Annotated in this window: 15 protein-coding genes; 9 read left to right on the top strand and 6 right to left on the bottom strand. The window is 37.7% G+C overall.

All coding sequences use genetic code 11. The annotated features are described in order from the left end of the window. The 3 genes from FJR38_RS29085 to surE form a co-directional block, all read right to left on the bottom strand. A partial coding sequence (locus FJR38_RS29085; RefSeq protein WP_256366931.1) for a DUF4277 domain-containing protein occupies positions 1-141 on the bottom strand: 141 nt, incomplete at its 3' end. Between the two features lie 346 nt (positions 142-487). Further along, complete coding sequence (locus FJR38_RS17020; protein ID WP_168538344.1) at positions 488-1,384, bottom strand: MBL fold metallo-hydrolase; 897 nt, start codon at positions 1,382-1,384, stop codon at positions 488-490. A gap of 292 nt (positions 1,385-1,676) precedes the next feature. Further along, positions 1,677-2,480 (bottom strand): 5'/3'-nucleotidase SurE, encoded by an 804-nt coding sequence (gene surE / locus FJR38_RS17015; protein ID WP_168491269.1) that lies wholly within the window; start codon positions 2,478-2,480, stop codon positions 1,677-1,679. Between the two features lie 583 nt (positions 2,481-3,063). On the opposite strand from surE, the gene hpsE reads away from it, so the two are divergent. The 8 genes from hpsE to pheS all read left to right on the top strand — a co-directional run bounded on the left by hpsE (position 3,064) and on the right by pheS (position 11,236). Further along, positions 3,064-4,044: a hormogonium polysaccharide biosynthesis glycosyltransferase HpsE gene (gene hpsE / locus FJR38_RS17010; protein ID WP_168538342.1), complete on the top strand. Its 981-nt coding sequence runs from the start codon at positions 3,064-3,066 to the stop codon at positions 4,042-4,044. Positions 4,045-4,053: 9 nt separating this feature from the next. Beyond that, positions 4,054-5,007: a glycosyltransferase gene (locus FJR38_RS17005; RefSeq protein WP_168538340.1), complete on the top strand. Its 954-nt coding sequence runs from the start codon at positions 4,054-4,056 to the stop codon at positions 5,005-5,007. A 31-nt stretch (positions 5,008-5,038) separates the two neighbouring features. Next, positions 5,039-6,004: a hypothetical protein gene (locus FJR38_RS17000; protein WP_168538338.1), complete on the top strand. Its 966-nt coding sequence runs from the start codon at positions 5,039-5,041 to the stop codon at positions 6,002-6,004. A 17-nt stretch (positions 6,005-6,021) separates the two neighbouring features. After that, the gene (locus tag FJR38_RS16995; protein ID WP_168538336.1) at positions 6,022-6,543 is read left to right on the top strand and encodes a hypothetical protein; all 522 of its coding nucleotides are present in this window, start codon (positions 6,022-6,024) and stop codon (positions 6,541-6,543) included. Between the two features lie 36 nt (positions 6,544-6,579). Beyond that, positions 6,580-7,671 carry a kelch repeat-containing protein gene (locus FJR38_RS16990; RefSeq protein WP_168491259.1) on the top strand — a complete coding sequence of 364 codons (1,092 nt, stop codon included), beginning with the start codon at positions 6,580-6,582 and terminating at the stop codon, positions 7,669-7,671. An 88-nt stretch (positions 7,672-7,759) separates the two neighbouring features. Beyond that, the gene (locus tag FJR38_RS16985; protein WP_168491257.1) at positions 7,760-8,815 is read left to right on the top strand and encodes an aldo/keto reductase; all 1,056 of its coding nucleotides are present in this window, start codon (positions 7,760-7,762) and stop codon (positions 8,813-8,815) included. A 28-nt stretch (positions 8,816-8,843) separates the two neighbouring features. Continuing rightward, positions 8,844-10,055, top strand: coding sequence for a glycosyltransferase (locus FJR38_RS16980; RefSeq protein ID WP_168538334.1), 1,212 nt, complete (start codon positions 8,844-8,846; stop codon positions 10,053-10,055). A gap of 188 nt (positions 10,056-10,243) precedes the next feature. Beyond that, positions 10,244-11,236, top strand: coding sequence for a phenylalanine--tRNA ligase subunit alpha (pheS, locus tag FJR38_RS16975; RefSeq protein ID WP_168538332.1), 993 nt, complete (start codon positions 10,244-10,246; stop codon positions 11,234-11,236). Positions 11,237-11,273: 37 nt separating this feature from the next. Here pheS and sppA read toward each other — a convergent pair whose 3' ends face one another. The 3 genes from sppA to purE form a co-directional block, all read right to left on the bottom strand. Then, positions 11,274-13,088 carry a signal peptide peptidase SppA gene (gene sppA, locus FJR38_RS16970; protein ID WP_168491250.1) on the bottom strand — a complete coding sequence of 605 codons (1,815 nt, stop codon included), beginning with the start codon at positions 13,086-13,088 and terminating at the stop codon, positions 11,274-11,276. A 71-nt stretch (positions 13,089-13,159) separates the two neighbouring features. Then, positions 13,160-14,209 (bottom strand): type 2 isopentenyl-diphosphate Delta-isomerase, encoded by a 1,050-nt coding sequence (gene fni, locus FJR38_RS16965; protein WP_168538330.1) that lies wholly within the window; start codon positions 14,207-14,209, stop codon positions 13,160-13,162. Between the two features lie 27 nt (positions 14,210-14,236). After that, positions 14,237-14,749: a 5-(carboxyamino)imidazole ribonucleotide mutase gene (purE, locus tag FJR38_RS16960; protein WP_168491246.1), complete on the bottom strand. Its 513-nt coding sequence runs from the start codon at positions 14,747-14,749 to the stop codon at positions 14,237-14,239. Positions 14,750-14,860: 111 nt separating this feature from the next. Between purE and nagA the strand changes: the two genes are divergently transcribed. Next, positions 14,861-15,940: N-acetylglucosamine-6-phosphate deacetylase (gene nagA / locus FJR38_RS16955; protein ID WP_168538328.1), on the top strand; the 1,080-nt coding region annotated here is incomplete at its 3' end.

Below are 15,940 nucleotides of genomic sequence, written 5' to 3'. Positions count from 1 at the left end.
AATCATTGCTTTTATTACTTGTCCTGGTGTTAGGGTTTCTTTTATTTTTATTCCCACTATTTTATTCACTTCTTCTACCAATTCCATTTCGTCTATTATTCCTGCTACTATTCCCAAATGGTCTATATTTAGGATTTTCATGCCAACTTGAGACTCTTTCATGGTTTTTCCCATCTCTATTTGATTTGATTATTTTAACAAATAAAAGCCTGAAATCTTTGCTAGGCAATCTTTTCAGGCTTTTATTTATGAAAATTTTTAATTCCTAAATTTGCTTTAGTATCTGCGGAATGTGGGTTTCAAGCTCAGTCAAAAAAAAGATGTTTTTAAAAGATGACGAGCAGCGAAAAAAACAGTGTCATTATTTCAATCTCATGTTTAACTCAAACATGAGTTTTTCTGTTCCCTGTTGCCCGTCAAGAGTTCCCTCTGAAGCCAACCTGTCACCAAAAAAACTTTTTCAGCAGTCCCTCTAATTAAGCAATTCTCAAGTCGAATACTTGCTGGTAGAAAAAGATTCTGATGTAGCTTCATTAATAGTTACTGGTAGAACTAATCCTTCTTTAGCCATGATTGCACCCGCAAAACAAGCATGAGCTTCTTCACCAATCCGATCTAAAAATTCATCATTGTGGGCTGGATCATGATGGTAAATTACTAGGGTTTTAACATTGGCAGCTTTAGCAACTTTGATAGCTTCTTGCCAAGTAGAGTGTCCCCAGCCAATTTTCGGTGATTTGGGGTTATTGTACTCTTCGTCAGTATATGTGGAATCATAAATGAGGATATCAGCATTGCGAGCTAACCACAATACATTTTCATCTAAATGATCAGCATAATGTTCAGTATCGGTCATATAAACAGCCGCACCACCTCGCCAGTTTACTCGATATCCTACTGCTTCACCTGGATGATTTAAATGAGCCGTTTCTACGATAATGTCATCAATATGGATAGGCTGTCCGGCTTGAACGTCGTGAAAAGTCAAGTTGGACTGCATAATCTGTAAAGGGACAGGAAAGTTAGGATGCAGCATCTGATCATTCAACCGCTGTTCTATAGTTGAACCATCGGGAGCGATCGCCCCATAAATATTAAATTTATTCCCATTGATAAAAGCAGGGGTAAAAAAGGGAAATCCTTGAATATGATCCCAGTGAGAATGGGTAAAGAATAGATGACCCTCTACTGGCATTTGGGACAATAAGGATTTTCCTAAAACGTGTAATCCTGTACCAGCATCAAAAATCAGTTGTTTACCGCCTACTTGCATGGAAACACAAGGAGTATTCCCTCCATAGCGAACGGTATCTAGACCTGGACTGGGGATGCTGCCCCTAACGCCCCAAAATTGTACGTTAAATTGGTTCTCTATCCTAGACATGGGTATTGCTGGCTGGCTGGACTGAGCAGGGGAATAATGAAAACAAATGACTTCTATTGGTTTAAGTGTATGCTGTTTTACCAGTTTTATTCATGAAAACAACATTTTTCGGCTATAAAACTGCTCTACTTGGCATTGAATAGAGGTCAGAGTCAGACATTAGGAATTATCATATAACTCTTTTTTTTGATACTTCCTATTCTATCTAGTTTACTACATTTACTTAAGTAATAGTTAGTAAAGATTCAGTAAAGTTACTGAAAAGAATTTTCTCCACTTTGGTAGAACTTACTTAAATCTCAGGAAATTTCAATTCCCATGTAGATAACTGATTAAGTCCATGACCATAAGTCAGGTTATATTGCAAAGGAGTAATACTGATGTATTTTTCTTGAATGGCATGAACATCAAGGGGAATGTGGTTTGGTAAATTTAACTCTATGGGTGGTTCTACATCTTCTATTACCTCTCCTGTTAACCAGTAGTAAGTTTTACCTCTGGGGTCAGTGCGTTTATTAAAAACATCAACGTAGCGTCTTATTCCTTGTCTGGTAAAGGTGACACCGGCAATTTCTTCCCAGGATAAGGGCGGAATGTTGACGTTAAGTAACATTAAATCTGGGAGAGGTTGGGCGGCAATTTTGGCAACGAGGATTTCAGCAAATTTGGCTGCTGTTTGAAAGTCCTTGTGAGTATGACTAGTTAAACTAAAAGCAATACTGGGAATGCCTTCTATTAAACCTTCCATTGCTGCCGAAACAGTACCGGAGTAGAGGATTTCTGTCCCTAAATTTGCACCTTGGTTAATTCCAGACAGCACTAATTCAGGTGGAGAATCTAATAAAGCCCATAATGCTAATTTTACACAATCTGAAGGCGTACCATCACAAGCCCAAGCTTTAATTTGAGGATGAAACAGCGATTCCACTATTTCAGCGCGAATCGGTTGAAGTAAAGTTAATCCGTGTCCAGTTGCCGATCGCTCTCGATCTGGACAAACTACTGTTACTTCATGACCCGCTGCTGCTAAGGTGTTGGCTAAAGTCCGAATCCCCAGTGCAGAAATACCATCATCGTTACTGATTAGTAATTTCATTCTGTTATGAGTCAGTGGTCATTAGTCATTAGTTATTGGTTTTAATTGCCTTGTCAGTGTCTTGTGTCACACATCAGCAAAAATCAAGAGTTGTCTGTATGTACTATGCTAAATTACTTTCACAAATATTAAAAATCTCCTTATACAAGTATATCTTATGAATTTATAGATTGATTTAAGATAAATTGGCTATTAAAAACACAATACTAATTACCTGAGCGGAAAAAACCAAAATGTGTGAAGAAAAGTAAAATCGCCCAAAACTCTCTTCCTGTTCCCTGTTCCCTGTTCCCTTGCTCCAACGACAATTTTTAACGCCCACCTACTTATTGCCAAAACCCTGAAACCCTATTGATATCGTCACGATTTTATTGGGTTTCAGACCTATTTGGGAAAATTGGCAATAGTGTTGAATATCAATAAATCTATATTTGGTATCAGAGATACTGAAGAACTAATATTTTTTATTGCTAATTATATAGTATACTTTTACAAGTATACATCAGTGTTATTGTATACAAAAATTGTTAAATAGTTCTATGTAGAATTTTTTCTCCGTAGCACAGTTAATTCATATTATGTTATGATAAAATTCAGTGTTGTTATTCGCACATACAACGGAGAAAAATACTTACCTGAGTTGTTAGAGAAACTGCGATCGCAGATCAACACAGACAATATTTCCTGGGAAATTGTTATAGTTGATAATAATAGTACCGATAACACAGCAAATATTATTCAACAATACCAGCTAGACTGGAAAAAGCATTTTCCTATTAACTATTACTTTGAATCGAAACAAGGTGCTTCATTTGCAAGACAAAGAGCTATGAAAGAAGCTAAAGCTCCTCTGATTGGATTTCTAGATGATGACAATATTCCCGCACCAGATTGGGTAGCTTCAGCCTATACTTTTGGTCAAGCATACCCTCAAGCAGGTGCGTATGGAAGTCGGATTCATGGAGATTTTGAAGTCCAACCTCCTGAAAATTTTGAACGGATAGCTGGTTTTTTCCCCATCATAGAGCGAGAGCAACAGATTTGCTTTAATCATGGTTTATCTAATCGTTTGGGATTATTTCCTCCAGGTGCTGGCTTAGTAATTCGCAAATCAGCTTGGGATAAAAATGTTCCAGAATGCTTACAGTTGCAAGGTCCTATTGGAAATTCTCTAGCTGCCAAAGGAGAAGATATAGAAGCATTATCGTATATTAAAAAAGCAGGTTGGGAAATTTGGTACAATCCCGCAATGGAAATTTACCATCGGATACCAAAAACTCGTTTTGAACGAGACTATATACTCAAATTTTTTCGTGGAGTAGGATTGAGTCGTTATTGGACTCGGATGTTGAAACACGAACTTTGGCAAAGACCATTCATGATTCCAGTTTATATTGTCAATGATTTTCGTAAGCTTATGTTACACTGGTTTAGGTATCATAACGTAATTGCGACAGATGTAGTGGCTGCTGGAGAAAGAGAACTTATATTATATACTTTGCTAAGTCCTTTTTATTTTTGGAAAAATTGGATTGTGAAAAAACGCTTTGAGAACAAACCATAAATCAGAATTATGAAATCAGGAGAGACCTTAGTTAGTATAATTATTAATAATTATAATTACGGAAACTTTCTGCCAGAAGCAATAGAAAGTGCCTTAGCTCAAACTTATCCTAATACTGAGATTATAGTTGTTGATGATGGATCGACAGACGAATCGTCAGCAGTTATTTGTAGGTATGAAGGAAAAATTATCCCTGTTTTGAAAGAAAATGGGGGACAAGCATCAGCCTTTAACGCAGGATTTCAAGCTAGTAAGGGACAAATAATTTGCTTTCTTGATGCTGATGATTATTACTTAGTAAAAAAGCTCAGTCAAATTGTTGATCTATTTCATCAATACCCCAATGCAGGTTGGATTTTTCATGATTTAGCAGAAGTAGATATCAAAGGTTTTCCTTTAAAAATACCAGAAAACCGTTGTCTCAAAAACTTTGAATATGTTGATCTACGAGAAAATATATTGAAGGGACAATTGCTAACTTATTGGTTTCCTGCCACCACAGGTTTATGTTTTAAACGCGATAATATTAAGCAAATATTACCAATGCCAGATCAATTTGTTATTTCTAGCGATGCCTTTTTAAGGTTAGCTGCAATTCATCTATCGCCGGGCATACTTTCCCCTGAAAAACTTGCTGTTCATCGCAGTCATGGGAATAATCTTTATGCGTTTAAGAAAAATATTGGGGTTGAGAGATCGAAATTATATATTAAAGTCGCATACTATCTCAGAAATAGATTTCCAGAAGTTCAAAATTTTTCAGATAAACTTTTAGCTAATTCCTTGGTTCAACTTATTAATTACACCAGTTTAAATGAAGCTCTTCAGCTTCCTGAATATCAAGAATATCTGAAATATTATCCACAATTAATCTACCGCTTCAATTTGATGGTTAAAATAATTTTTACTTATACTAAACTTCAGGCAAGAAAGATTTTAAATGCTACATTAAATAAAACATAATTTTAGAGCCTTTAGTTATATTAAAAAAACCATGATTAACACAAATTTAGTTCGTAAATTTTTGAGAAATAGCCTTCCAAATCTAGCCCAATCTCTAGTTAATAACAGTTATCTAGAGTCCAAATTTTTCTATCCTAAATACAAAAAATATATAGAAAATTTTCATAACCAGCTACCATTAGTTACTGCCAATGATGCAATAATTATTGAATCTTTGAAACATCAAGGCATCTATATAACTACGTTGGAATCTCTGGGAATACCAAGCACAAAAGAATTTGTTGAAGCTGTAAATAGGCTAATGACAGAAATTACTAAAATATCTGAGAAAAAAAGCAGTAAGTTTGCCATTGAGTCTAATTTAGAACAGATCCTCAAATATCCAGAAATATTTACTTGGGGACTTGAAGATAGATTAATCAGTATTGTCTCTAATTACATCGGCGCTCCCATTGCTTATGATACCTTCATGGCACATTTAAGTCTTAATAATGGTAAAGAAACGGCAACTAGACGTTGGCACATAGACAATGAAGACAGGAAAGTTATTAAAATAATTATTTACTTTAATGATGTAGATGATGATGGCGGACCTTTTCAGTATATGCACCCTGAAATTAGTTTATTACTATTGAAAAAAGTCAAAGATAAATACAAATTTTTCTATCATCAAGAAATAGAAGAACTAATACCTAATCATCAACAAGATTGGTTAACAACTTACACAGGGAAAGCTGGAACTGTAATTATTGTAGATACGGCTCATTCTTATCATCGTGGGAAACCTCCCACAAAATATTCTCGCCATGCAGTTACTTTTGGCTATTTAAGTCGTCGCCCCCATCAACCTTTTCGGGCTGGTAGAAATCTTTTATCTAGAGAAGAATTATCTCTGATCGCTGCAAAACTTCCTCCAGAAAAACAAGCTTGCGTTTATTGGCAAGATTCTCTTCCCACTATAGTTAAGTTGATTCCTAAATATTCATACCTTTATTAATTAAAAGGAGATTAACTATGTCTTTTATTCGTGATTGGGCAACTTCTGTTTTTTCCTATATGTATGCTCGTAGCCTCAAAAAGCAACATCTATATAAATCAAAAAAAGACAAGATTAGAAAGGATGTTGTAGATTTTGAAATTGGTGATAACGTTGGTCTAGAGGTATATTGGAAAGTTCTTAATGTAGCAGAAGGACCGTCTGTAATATTTCATGCTCTTGGCTATGAAATTCTCAGGTTTGATACCTATATCAATGGACAATGGCATTGTCATATTCAACTTATAGAATGTCAACCAAAATGTAAGGAGCGTTTATTTTTACCAGAAACAACAGTTGAAGAGCAAATTGAACGGGCAATTTTTGAACTAGAAAAAAATCTCTATTATTGGTTGCAACGTCATCCTGATCGCCAAATTCGGTTGTTGAAAATTGACCAGACTCGATTAAAAATAGCTACGGAAAAAGCCAGGGAGAAAATGTTAGAATATGCAGAAAAAATCAAAGTTGGATCATCCTCTACTGAAACTGTAGGTTAGTGAATTTCTCAGAAATATTACTTTTAACAATTAATTATGGCATCAATCACACAAACATTAGAAAATTGGACACTACCTCACAAATTATGGAAAACTGTAGCTCCACTTCCCACTCCTCTCTTAGAAAGTGCTACAGCAGTCATTAACAACCAACTCTATATTTTTGGTGGCTTTACATTTAGGTGGCAAGCGACCAAAGATGTATTTGTCTATAATCTCGAAGCAAACCAATGGACTAAATTAGGTGAAATGCCTACTCCTATTACTCATATCAATGCAGTTCTTGATGAGTCGCGGGTGTGGTTTGCTGGTGGATTTGTGGGTAATCATCCTGGACCGACAACAGATGCGGTCTGGCAATATGATGCGATCGCTAATTCTTGGACAGAGGGTATCCCACTACCTCAACCTCGTGCAGGTGGTGGCCTCCAAATTATTAATGATGAACTTCATTATTTTGGCGGATTTGCACCAGATCGAGATACCACTTGTGGAGAACATTGGTCGCTATCACTGAAAGAGGGAATAGAATGGATAGAAAAAGCACCTTTGCCAAATCCGCGAGGTCATGTTTCTAGCATTGCTGTTGGTGATAGAATCTATGCTCTTGGTGGTCAACATCGCCATGACACTAATCCAGTTGATGTTGATTCGGTTCATGTTTATGATTGGGAAAAAGATACTTGGTTAGAGTTAGCTAGTTTACCCGAACCCAGGTCTCATTTTGAGCCATCAACTTTTGTTGTAGATAATTACATCGTTATTATCGGTGGGCGTAACAATCAAAATCCCCACTTATTGAGTGAAAAGCTAACAGATATATTTGCCCATGAAAATGACAAACTAATTGATGATTTTCCCCTACAAATTTTTCTGGCACTGAAGCATTCAGTTAAAGGTTCTAAGTATTATACAGATTTGATTCCCAAAATTACTATCTATGACATCAAACTAGATACTTGGACTGAACTAGCATCCTTACCAACTAATCTTTATGCTTGTATGGCTAATGTGATTAGTAAATGGTTAGTTGTTACTGGAGGTGGTAGAAATAGACATAGTAATATGCAATCTAGAACTTTGCTCAATCAAAGTTTGATAGATATTGTGAAGAACAGAAGTAAATAATCAAAAAGATATAACCTAGCACTATTTGGTTTTTAGTAAATGTGAAATCTGTAAAATTGTTTTTTACTAACTACAAATCTATTTACTTATGATTAAAAAGTCTATTAAAAGTTTCCTAAAATCAATCCGTGATTTAGGTAAACAACCACCAAAACAAAGCTATGAGTTAATTACTCAGATCAGTCAGACAAATATGGAATATGTAACCTTGGGTCGTACTGGACTCAGAGTAAGTGTGATGGGTTTAGGTGGTGGTGGATATAGCAAAATCGGTCAAAGTACAGGCAAAAGTCAAGCCGAATCTACATATCTTATCCGTACAGCACTTGACTTTGGTATTAATTTATTTGATACTGCCGAAGATTATAATACTGAACAAATTATTGGCAAAGCAATTAAGGAGATTAAGCGTGAAGATGTAGTCTTATCTACTAAGAAAAAAGTGCTTAATCAAGATCGCTTAATTACTGGCAAGGAATTAGTTAAAGAAGTTGAAAAAAGCCTCCGAAAATTACAAACTGACCATGTAGATATCTATAATTTTCACGGTGTAACAATAAATCAATATGATTACGTTTTAACAGAACTTGTTCCAGTTTTATTTAAGATGCGAGATGCAGGTAAAATACGGTTTATCGGTATCACAGAAGCATTCGTAAAAGAGCCAAGTCATCAAATGCTACAACGTGCTGTTGAGGATGATTGTTGGGATACCATTATGATAGGGTTTAATATCCTTAATCAATCTGCACAAAAGTTAGTTCTTCCCCAAGCTACTACTAACAATATTGGTGTGCTTTCAATGTTTGCTGTTAGACGAGCATTAAGTAGTGCGACAAATTTGAAAAAAGCAATAATAAAATTGCAGCAAATGGGATATGCTGAACTGGAAACTTTAAACGTAGAGAAACCACTAGATTTTTTGTTTGATGAAGGTGGTGCTAAGAATATTACAGATGCAGCTTATCGCTTTTGTCGTCATCAACCGGGAGTTGATGTAGTGTTATTTGGTACGGGAAATATCGAGCATCTTGCTGCTAATGTAGCTTCTCTATTGCAGCCTCCATTATCTGATAAATATTTGTTGAGGCTGCAAGAATTATTTGCCGATGTGGATAATTTTACAGGACATGAAAAAGTCTAACTATCGTTCTTTTTTAATAAAATAACTCATGAAAAAAAATGTAATCATCTACCGTGATCAATTAATCCCTTACTCAGAAACTTTTATCCCGGCTCAAGTTGAGAACTTCTCATCTCATACTGGATTCTATGTTGGCAATACTCGCTTGCCTAGTGCTAAATCCATGATTTCACCAAACAAAACTATTATTTTGGGAGAACTAGTTTCCCCTCCTGAACTTTGGAAAACCGCCTATAAATTAGCTGAATTCTGTCATCCTAATTGGATAAAACACCTGCAAGCCTTATCCCCCATCTTAATTCATGCTCACTTTGGTTTAGATGGTGTTTTAGCCCTACCCTTAGCCAAAAAATTAAACATCCCTTTAATTGTTACCTTTCATGGTTATTATGCAACAGCAGATATTGATTTAAATCAAAGAAAAACCTGGTATGATTATAGTTTAGATTATTTAAAAAGACGCGGTCAATTTTATCGAGAACTGTATATTAAAAAACGCGATCGCCTCTTTCAAGAAGCTGATTGTTTTATTGCTGTTTCTGAATTTATTCGCTCGAAACTAATTGAAAAAGGATGTCCCCCAGAAAAAATTAAAGTTCATTACATCGGGATAGATATAGACAAATTTACTTCTGTTCCTAATATTCAACGCGAACCTGTAGTATTATTTGTCGGACGCTTCGTTGAAAAGAAAGGATGTGAATACTTAATTCGCGCAATGGCTCAAGTCCAGAAAATAATGCCTAATGTGGAATTAGTTATGATTGGAGATGGACCCCTGCGTTCTACCTTAGAAAATATAGCTGCAAATTCGCTCAATCGCTACCGTTTTCTAGGAGTACAACCTCCTGAAATTGTGAAAGAATGGATGACGCGATCTTTCTTACTCTGTGCGCCTAGTATTACAACCTCTCAAGGAGAATCAGAAGGACTGCCCATAGTCATCCTAGAAGCTATGGCAATGGGATTACCTGTGATTAGTTCTGTTCATGCGGGTATTCCTGAAGCGATAATTCATGAACAAACAGGTTTATTAACCCAAGAAAGAGACTGGGAAACTATAGCTAAATCTATTCTAACCTTGCTTGAGGATCAACAATTACGAGATAGTTTGGCAATAGCTGGGCGTTCTTGTGTAGAACAAAAATTTAACTTGAAGTCAAATACTGCACAGTTAGAAGAAACATACAACAGCATCTTGGGAAGTTTTTCTAACAGTGAAAAAATGTCTATTGATTAGTCACCTTGAAAGAGCTAGTACCGCAGGGCGGAATTAAAAATTAAAAATTACAAAAGCATATTACACAAGCTTCTTGAGAATTCTTAATGGTTGGTTGACTTACGCCGTACTGTACTAGTTATAAAATCATTCCCCATTCCTTCTTCCCTGCTATAGACTAATGACTAATGACTAATCACCAATGACTAATGACTAATAATTTAGAGGATCAACTTTTAGCATTACGCCAAGAAGGAGAAATAGCGATCGCTGCCGCCGATACCCTCGAACGCCTAGAAGAACTGCGAGTTAACTATTTGGGCAAAAAAGGTCAATTGGGGGCGCTATTGCGAAGTATGGGGCAAATGAGTGCGGAGGAACGTCCAAAAATTGGGGCGATCGCTAACACCGTCAAAGAAGCCATCCAAAACAGCCTAGATCAACAACGCACCACCTTAGAATCTGCTCAAATTCAGGCACAGCTAGAGGCTGAAACAATAGATGTCACCATGCCTGGTATGTACCGCCCCCAAGGTCGCATTCATCCTCTTAATGGCATTATTGACAGAACACTAGATATCTTTGTCGGCATGGGTTACACCGTTGCCCAAGGCACAGAGATGGAAACAGATTACTACAATTTTGAAGCCCTGAATACCCCCCCAGATCATCCAGCCCGTGATATGCAGGATACCTTCTATTTACCAGATGGTAACTTACTGCGGACTCATACCTCCTCGGTGCAAATTCGCTACATGGAAAAGGAAGAACCACCCATTCGAGTTGTCGCCCCTGGTCGAGTATATCGCAGAGATGATGTAGATGCGACACACTCAGCCGTTTTCCATCAAATTGAACTTTTAGCAATAGATGAAGGACTGACTTTTACAGACCTGAAAGGAACTGTAAAAATATTTTTACAAGCAATATTTGGTGATTTACCAATTCGCTTTCGTGCCAGTTATTTCCCCTTTACTGAACCTTCCGCCGAAGTAGATTTACAGTGGAAAGGACGTTGGTTAGAAGTCATGGGGTGCGGTATGGTTGACCCCAATGTTTTGAAATCTGTTGGTTATGACCCCGAAGTTTATAGTGGGTTTGCTGCCGGTTTTGGTGTAGAACGGTTTGCAATGGTATTACATCAAATTGATGATATTCGCCGTTTATATAATAGCGATTTGCGTTTCTTACAGCAGTTTTAAAGTAGGGGCGGGGTTTCCCCGTCCTCAATAATCATCCCTATTCAATTTTGAAGTTAAAGGGTAAACGGGTATAAACTCCGTTTGGATCATTCATTGTTTGTAAAATACTAATTTCCTGTTGAAACTTTCCTAACTCATTTATGAGGAGATTATTAGGTTTAGTTGGAGTTGTTTCTATTCCTAATTTGGCTTTTGCTTCTTCTAATTGTTTCCCAAAAAAGCGTTCTCCAAATGTCCTAACTTGGGGATATTCTTCTAGTTCCCAATCATTACCTAATTTTGCTTGTTTAGCAGCATATTCAATGGCTACATTTAAACCACCAATTTCATCAACTAACCCGATTTGTTTAGCTGCTGTACCTGACCAAACTCGTCCTTGGGCAATTTCTGCTACTTTTGCAGTTGGTAGTTTTCGTCCTTGGGAAACTTTTTGCAAAAATAGATTATAAATGCGGTCAACACTGCGTTGGTAGACTGCTAATTCTTGGGGAGATTTGGGACGGGAAATGGTTTGTTGATCTGCAAATTGGGATGTTTTCACAGAATCCCAGGTGATACCATTATTATTTGCTAATTTTTGACCATTAAATAATACGCCAAAGACACCAATAGAACCTGTAATGGTATTAGCTTGGGCGAAAATACGATTGGAGTCACTAGCAATCCAATAACCACCAGAAGCAGCCATGTCTCCCATTGAGACAATCACGGGTTTAACTTGACGAGTTAATTTAATTTCTCGCTGCATAATTTCGGCTGCGGTAGCACTACCACCAGGGCTATTAATTCGCAAAACTACAGATTTGATTTGATCATTTTGCCTAATTTTGGTGAAGATTGTCGCAAAGCGATCGCCTCCCACTTCTCCACTATCACCGCTACCATTGACTATTTCCCCTTCTGCATAAACAATGGCAATTTTATTGTCTGATTCGGAATTTTTACCAGGAACTTCTGCATAATCACTAAGACTAATTTTGGTAAATGTGGAGTCTGTTTCCTTCTTACCAGTTAATTTTTTCAAGTCTGCTAATACTTCATCTTGGTAAGCAATCTTGTCTACTAAACCGTTAGATTTAGCTTGTGTGGCTTCTAAAATTGCTTGATTATTAGCGATCGCTTGTAATTTCTGCGGCTGTATATTTCGGCTTGTTCCTACGGATGTCCGCCATTCTCCCCAAATATCATCTAACAATTTCTGAGTTTGTTGTCGGTTCTCTGGGCTGAGTTGATTGAGAATCAAGGGTTCTACTGCACCTTTAAATTTACCCACCCGGACAATCTGCACACCAATACCATATTTTTGAAATGCTCCTGTTAAAAACATGGGTTGTGAACTCAAACCGTTCATTTCCATTACTCCCATAGGATTAACAACGATTTGATTCGCTACGGAACTCAGATAATATTCCTTTTCACTCCAGTTTGTACTATAGGCAATGATCTTTTTCCCGGTTTTGCGGAATTTTTCTAGTGCTTGACGGATTTCTTTGGAGGAAGCATAACCTACTGGACTCGCATCTGTCCCATTTATATAAATACCGACAATACGTTGATCACGCCCTGCTTTGTCTATAGTTTCTACAACTTGACGAAGTGTGATGTTATTTTCATCAACACCGCTCAAAGTTTTTTGCAATAATTGACCAGAACTAGGTTCACTATCGGTGATTTTCATTGATAAGTCAAAAACCAACATTGACTTGTTTTTGACTACTGGGGCTGTACTTTGAGAACTTGTAATTGCAATTAACAGTACCAAAAATCCCACTGTACTAACTCCAGAAAAAATCATCAGTCCCAGTAAACTGCCAATTAAACTTGCTAAGGTTTGTTTAAAAAAATTAGTCATTAGTTATTTAGTCATTAGTTATTAGTCATTAGTCATTAGCCCAAAACCAATGACTAAAAATCAGCTTAGTTCTATTGTATGCGCTGTAAACTCTGAGATTGCTTCAATTTATACAAGCTTTTATTGCCAGTGCAAAATAATACGGTGGTGATTTCAGCAATTAATACCTCTACTAATTCTACTACAGCGGCTTCTGACAATGCTGCTGCTTTCAAAAAAGGCATTGCTAAACCAGCAATATCCGCCCCCAGAGCGATCGCTTTAGCAACATCTAAACCATGACGTAAACCCCCAGAAGCAATTAAGGGAATATGGGGACAATTTGCCCGAATACTGGTAATACAATCGGCTGTAGGTATACCCCAATTCCCAAATGTTTGCCCTAACCGCCGCTGTAAGGATGTTTCAGCCCGTTCACTTTCTACCATTGCCCAAGACGTACCCCCAGCACCTGCTACATCAATAACTTGAACTCCAGCGGCTATTAATTTTTCGGCCATTGTCGCTGAAATACCATTCCCTACTTCTTTGGCAATCACAGGGACTGGCAATTGATTACACAAATCTGATATTTTGTCAAGCAATCCTAAAAAATTCCGATCTCCTCTGGGTTGAATAAATTCTTGTAAAGGGTTAATATGTAAGATTAGGGCATCAGCCTCAATCAGATCAATAATTCGCAAACATTCATCAACCCCATATTCATAATTAAGCTGTACTGCACCTAAGTTAGCAAATAGGAGAATATCAGGCGCATATTTGCGAACGGCGAAAGTATCAGCAACTTGAGGTTTTTCCACTGCCACGCGCACAGATCCCACACCCATAGCTAATTGGTATTTTTGGGCGACTTCTGCAAGACGACGGTTAATAATCCCCGCTTGTTCTGTGCCTCCAGTCATAGAGGAAATTAATAAAGGTGCATGGAGATGTTTTCCCAAAAAAGTCGTACTCACATCAATATCTTTACCATCAAGTTCAGGTAAACAAGTATGGCTAAAGCGATATTTTTCTAACCCATTAGTGATTTCTGGAGATTGGACATGATCTTCTAAACAGATACGGATATGATCTGCTTTGCGATTTTGAGTTTGGGCTGGGTTGCTAGTAATAGGGTTCACGGCGTATATATTAAATTACGTTAATATCTATTGTTGCAAATATTGTTCATATCCAAGCTGATCTAATTTGACTTGCTTTTCCATGACTGAATCACATAGACTTTGCCGATAAGCTTGCACTTTTTGCAGTAATTCTGGTTGGTGAGTAGCGAGAATTTGCACAGCCAAAAGTCCAGCATTTTTCGCATTACCAATGGCTACAGTAGCTACGGGTATTCCTGCTGGCATTTGCACGATAGAATATAAAGAATCTACACCTTGTAAGTTACGAGTAGCGACTGGGACACCAATTACAGGTAAAGGAGTTAAAGATGCTACCATACCAGGAAGATGAGCCGCACCACCAGCACCGGCGATAATTACCTTGATACCGCGTTGATGTGCAGTTTGAGCATATTTCACCATCCGTTCTGGGGTACGATGAGCAGAGACAATGGCAACTTCAAATACAATACCAAATTCTTCACAAATAGCGATCGCATCCTTCATGGTAGGCAAATCCGAATCGCTACCCATAATAATACCAATTTCGAGACTCATAGAATTAGGGAATAGGGAATAGGGAACAGGGAACAGGGAACAGGAAAAACTTCTTAACAACTGACAACTGACGACTGACAACTGACAACTGACTAATAAAAAATAACACCCATGCTGGCAAATGTAGATATTATCAATGCAAAAGTACCCGGTTATCAAGATTTACAGAGAATCTTAGTTAACCAAAAAGGCATAATTAAACAAATTATGTCCATGAAGACAGCATGGGAAGAAGTTACGCCACAAGATTTAAAGGTTTTAGATGTAGCGGGAGACTGGATTTCTTTAGGTGGTGTAGATTTACAAATCAATGGTGGACTGGGGTTAGCATTTCCGGAATTAACATCAGAAAATGCCTATATGCTGAAAACCATCTCCTCATTTCTATGGGAAGCCGGAGTTGATGGTTATTTACCAACCATAGTCACCACCTCTATCGAAAATATTCAGCGAGCGATCGCCATTCTCGCCGATTATACTCCCAGCCCCGGCACATCTGCACAAATCCTGGGAGTCCATCTTGAAGGACCTTTCTTAAACTACTACAAACGTGGCGCACATCCAGCCGAATACCTTTTACCTCTCACTATTGATCAAGTTAAACGGGTATTAGGTGACTATGCCCATTTTGTCAAAGTCATCACCCTAGCACCAGAATTAGATAGCACAGGTGAAGTGATCCCCTATTTGCGTTCTTTGGGAATCACTGTCAGTTTAGGACATTCTCAAGCCACCGCCGTCGAAGCCCAACAGGTCTTTGCCCAAGGGGCGACAATGATTACCCACGCCTTCAACGCTATGCCACCCCTACACCACCGCGAACCAGGGTTACTAGGTGCAGCAATGAACGATCCTCGTGTCTTCTGTGGCTTTATTGCTGATGGTCAGCACGTTGCCCCAATGATCTTAAAAATTCTTGTGCGTGCCAGTGAAAATTTATTTATTGTCAGTGATGCCCTTGCACCTCTAGGATTACCAGATGGCATCTATCCTTGGGATAACCGACACATTGAAATTATCAACGGTACAGCCAGATTACAAGATGGGACTTTAGCCGGAACAACCCTACCGTTATTAGTTGGAGTTCAAAATCTAGTAAAATGGGGAATCTGTGATGCAGAAACAGCCATTAACCTCGCTACAGATGCACCTAGACAAGCTATCAATTTACCAACTTATGCCGCCAATCAA

It is taken from the genome of Anabaena sp. UHCC 0253, assembly GCF_009712085.1.
Lineage (GTDB): Bacteria > Cyanobacteriota > Cyanobacteriia > Cyanobacteriales > Nostocaceae > Dolichospermum.
Note: the sequence above shows the minus strand (reverse complement) of the source record. Positions and strands in the feature narration are given on the sequence as shown.

Coding starts and splice junctions, on each gene's coding strand:
- FJR38_RS17020 (WP_168538344.1), bottom strand. CDS start 1,384: ATGTCTAGGATAGAGAACCAATTTAACGTACAATTTTGGGGCGTTAGG.
- surE (WP_168491269.1), bottom strand. CDS start 2,480: ATGAAATTACTAATCAGTAACGATGATGGTATTTCTGCACTGGGGATT.
- hpsE (WP_168538342.1), top strand. CDS start 3,064: ATGATAAAATTCAGTGTTGTTATTCGCACATACAACGGAGAAAAATAC.
- FJR38_RS17005 (WP_168538340.1), top strand. CDS start 4,054: ATGAAATCAGGAGAGACCTTAGTTAGTATAATTATTAATAATTATAAT.
- FJR38_RS17000 (WP_168538338.1), top strand. CDS start 5,039: ATGATTAACACAAATTTAGTTCGTAAATTTTTGAGAAATAGCCTTCCA.
- FJR38_RS16995 (WP_168538336.1), top strand. CDS start 6,022: ATGTCTTTTATTCGTGATTGGGCAACTTCTGTTTTTTCCTATATGTAT.
- FJR38_RS16990 (WP_168491259.1), top strand. CDS start 6,580: ATGGCATCAATCACACAAACATTAGAAAATTGGACACTACCTCACAAA.
- FJR38_RS16985 (WP_168491257.1), top strand. CDS start 7,760: ATGATTAAAAAGTCTATTAAAAGTTTCCTAAAATCAATCCGTGATTTA.
- FJR38_RS16980 (WP_168538334.1), top strand. CDS start 8,844: ATGAAAAAAAATGTAATCATCTACCGTGATCAATTAATCCCTTACTCA.
- pheS (WP_168538332.1), top strand. CDS start 10,244: ATGACTAATAATTTAGAGGATCAACTTTTAGCATTACGCCAAGAAGGA.
- sppA (WP_168491250.1), bottom strand. CDS start 13,088: ATGACTAATTTTTTTAAACAAACCTTAGCAAGTTTAATTGGCAGTTTA.
- purE (WP_168491246.1), bottom strand. CDS start 14,749: ATGAGTCTCGAAATTGGTATTATTATGGGTAGCGATTCGGATTTGCCT.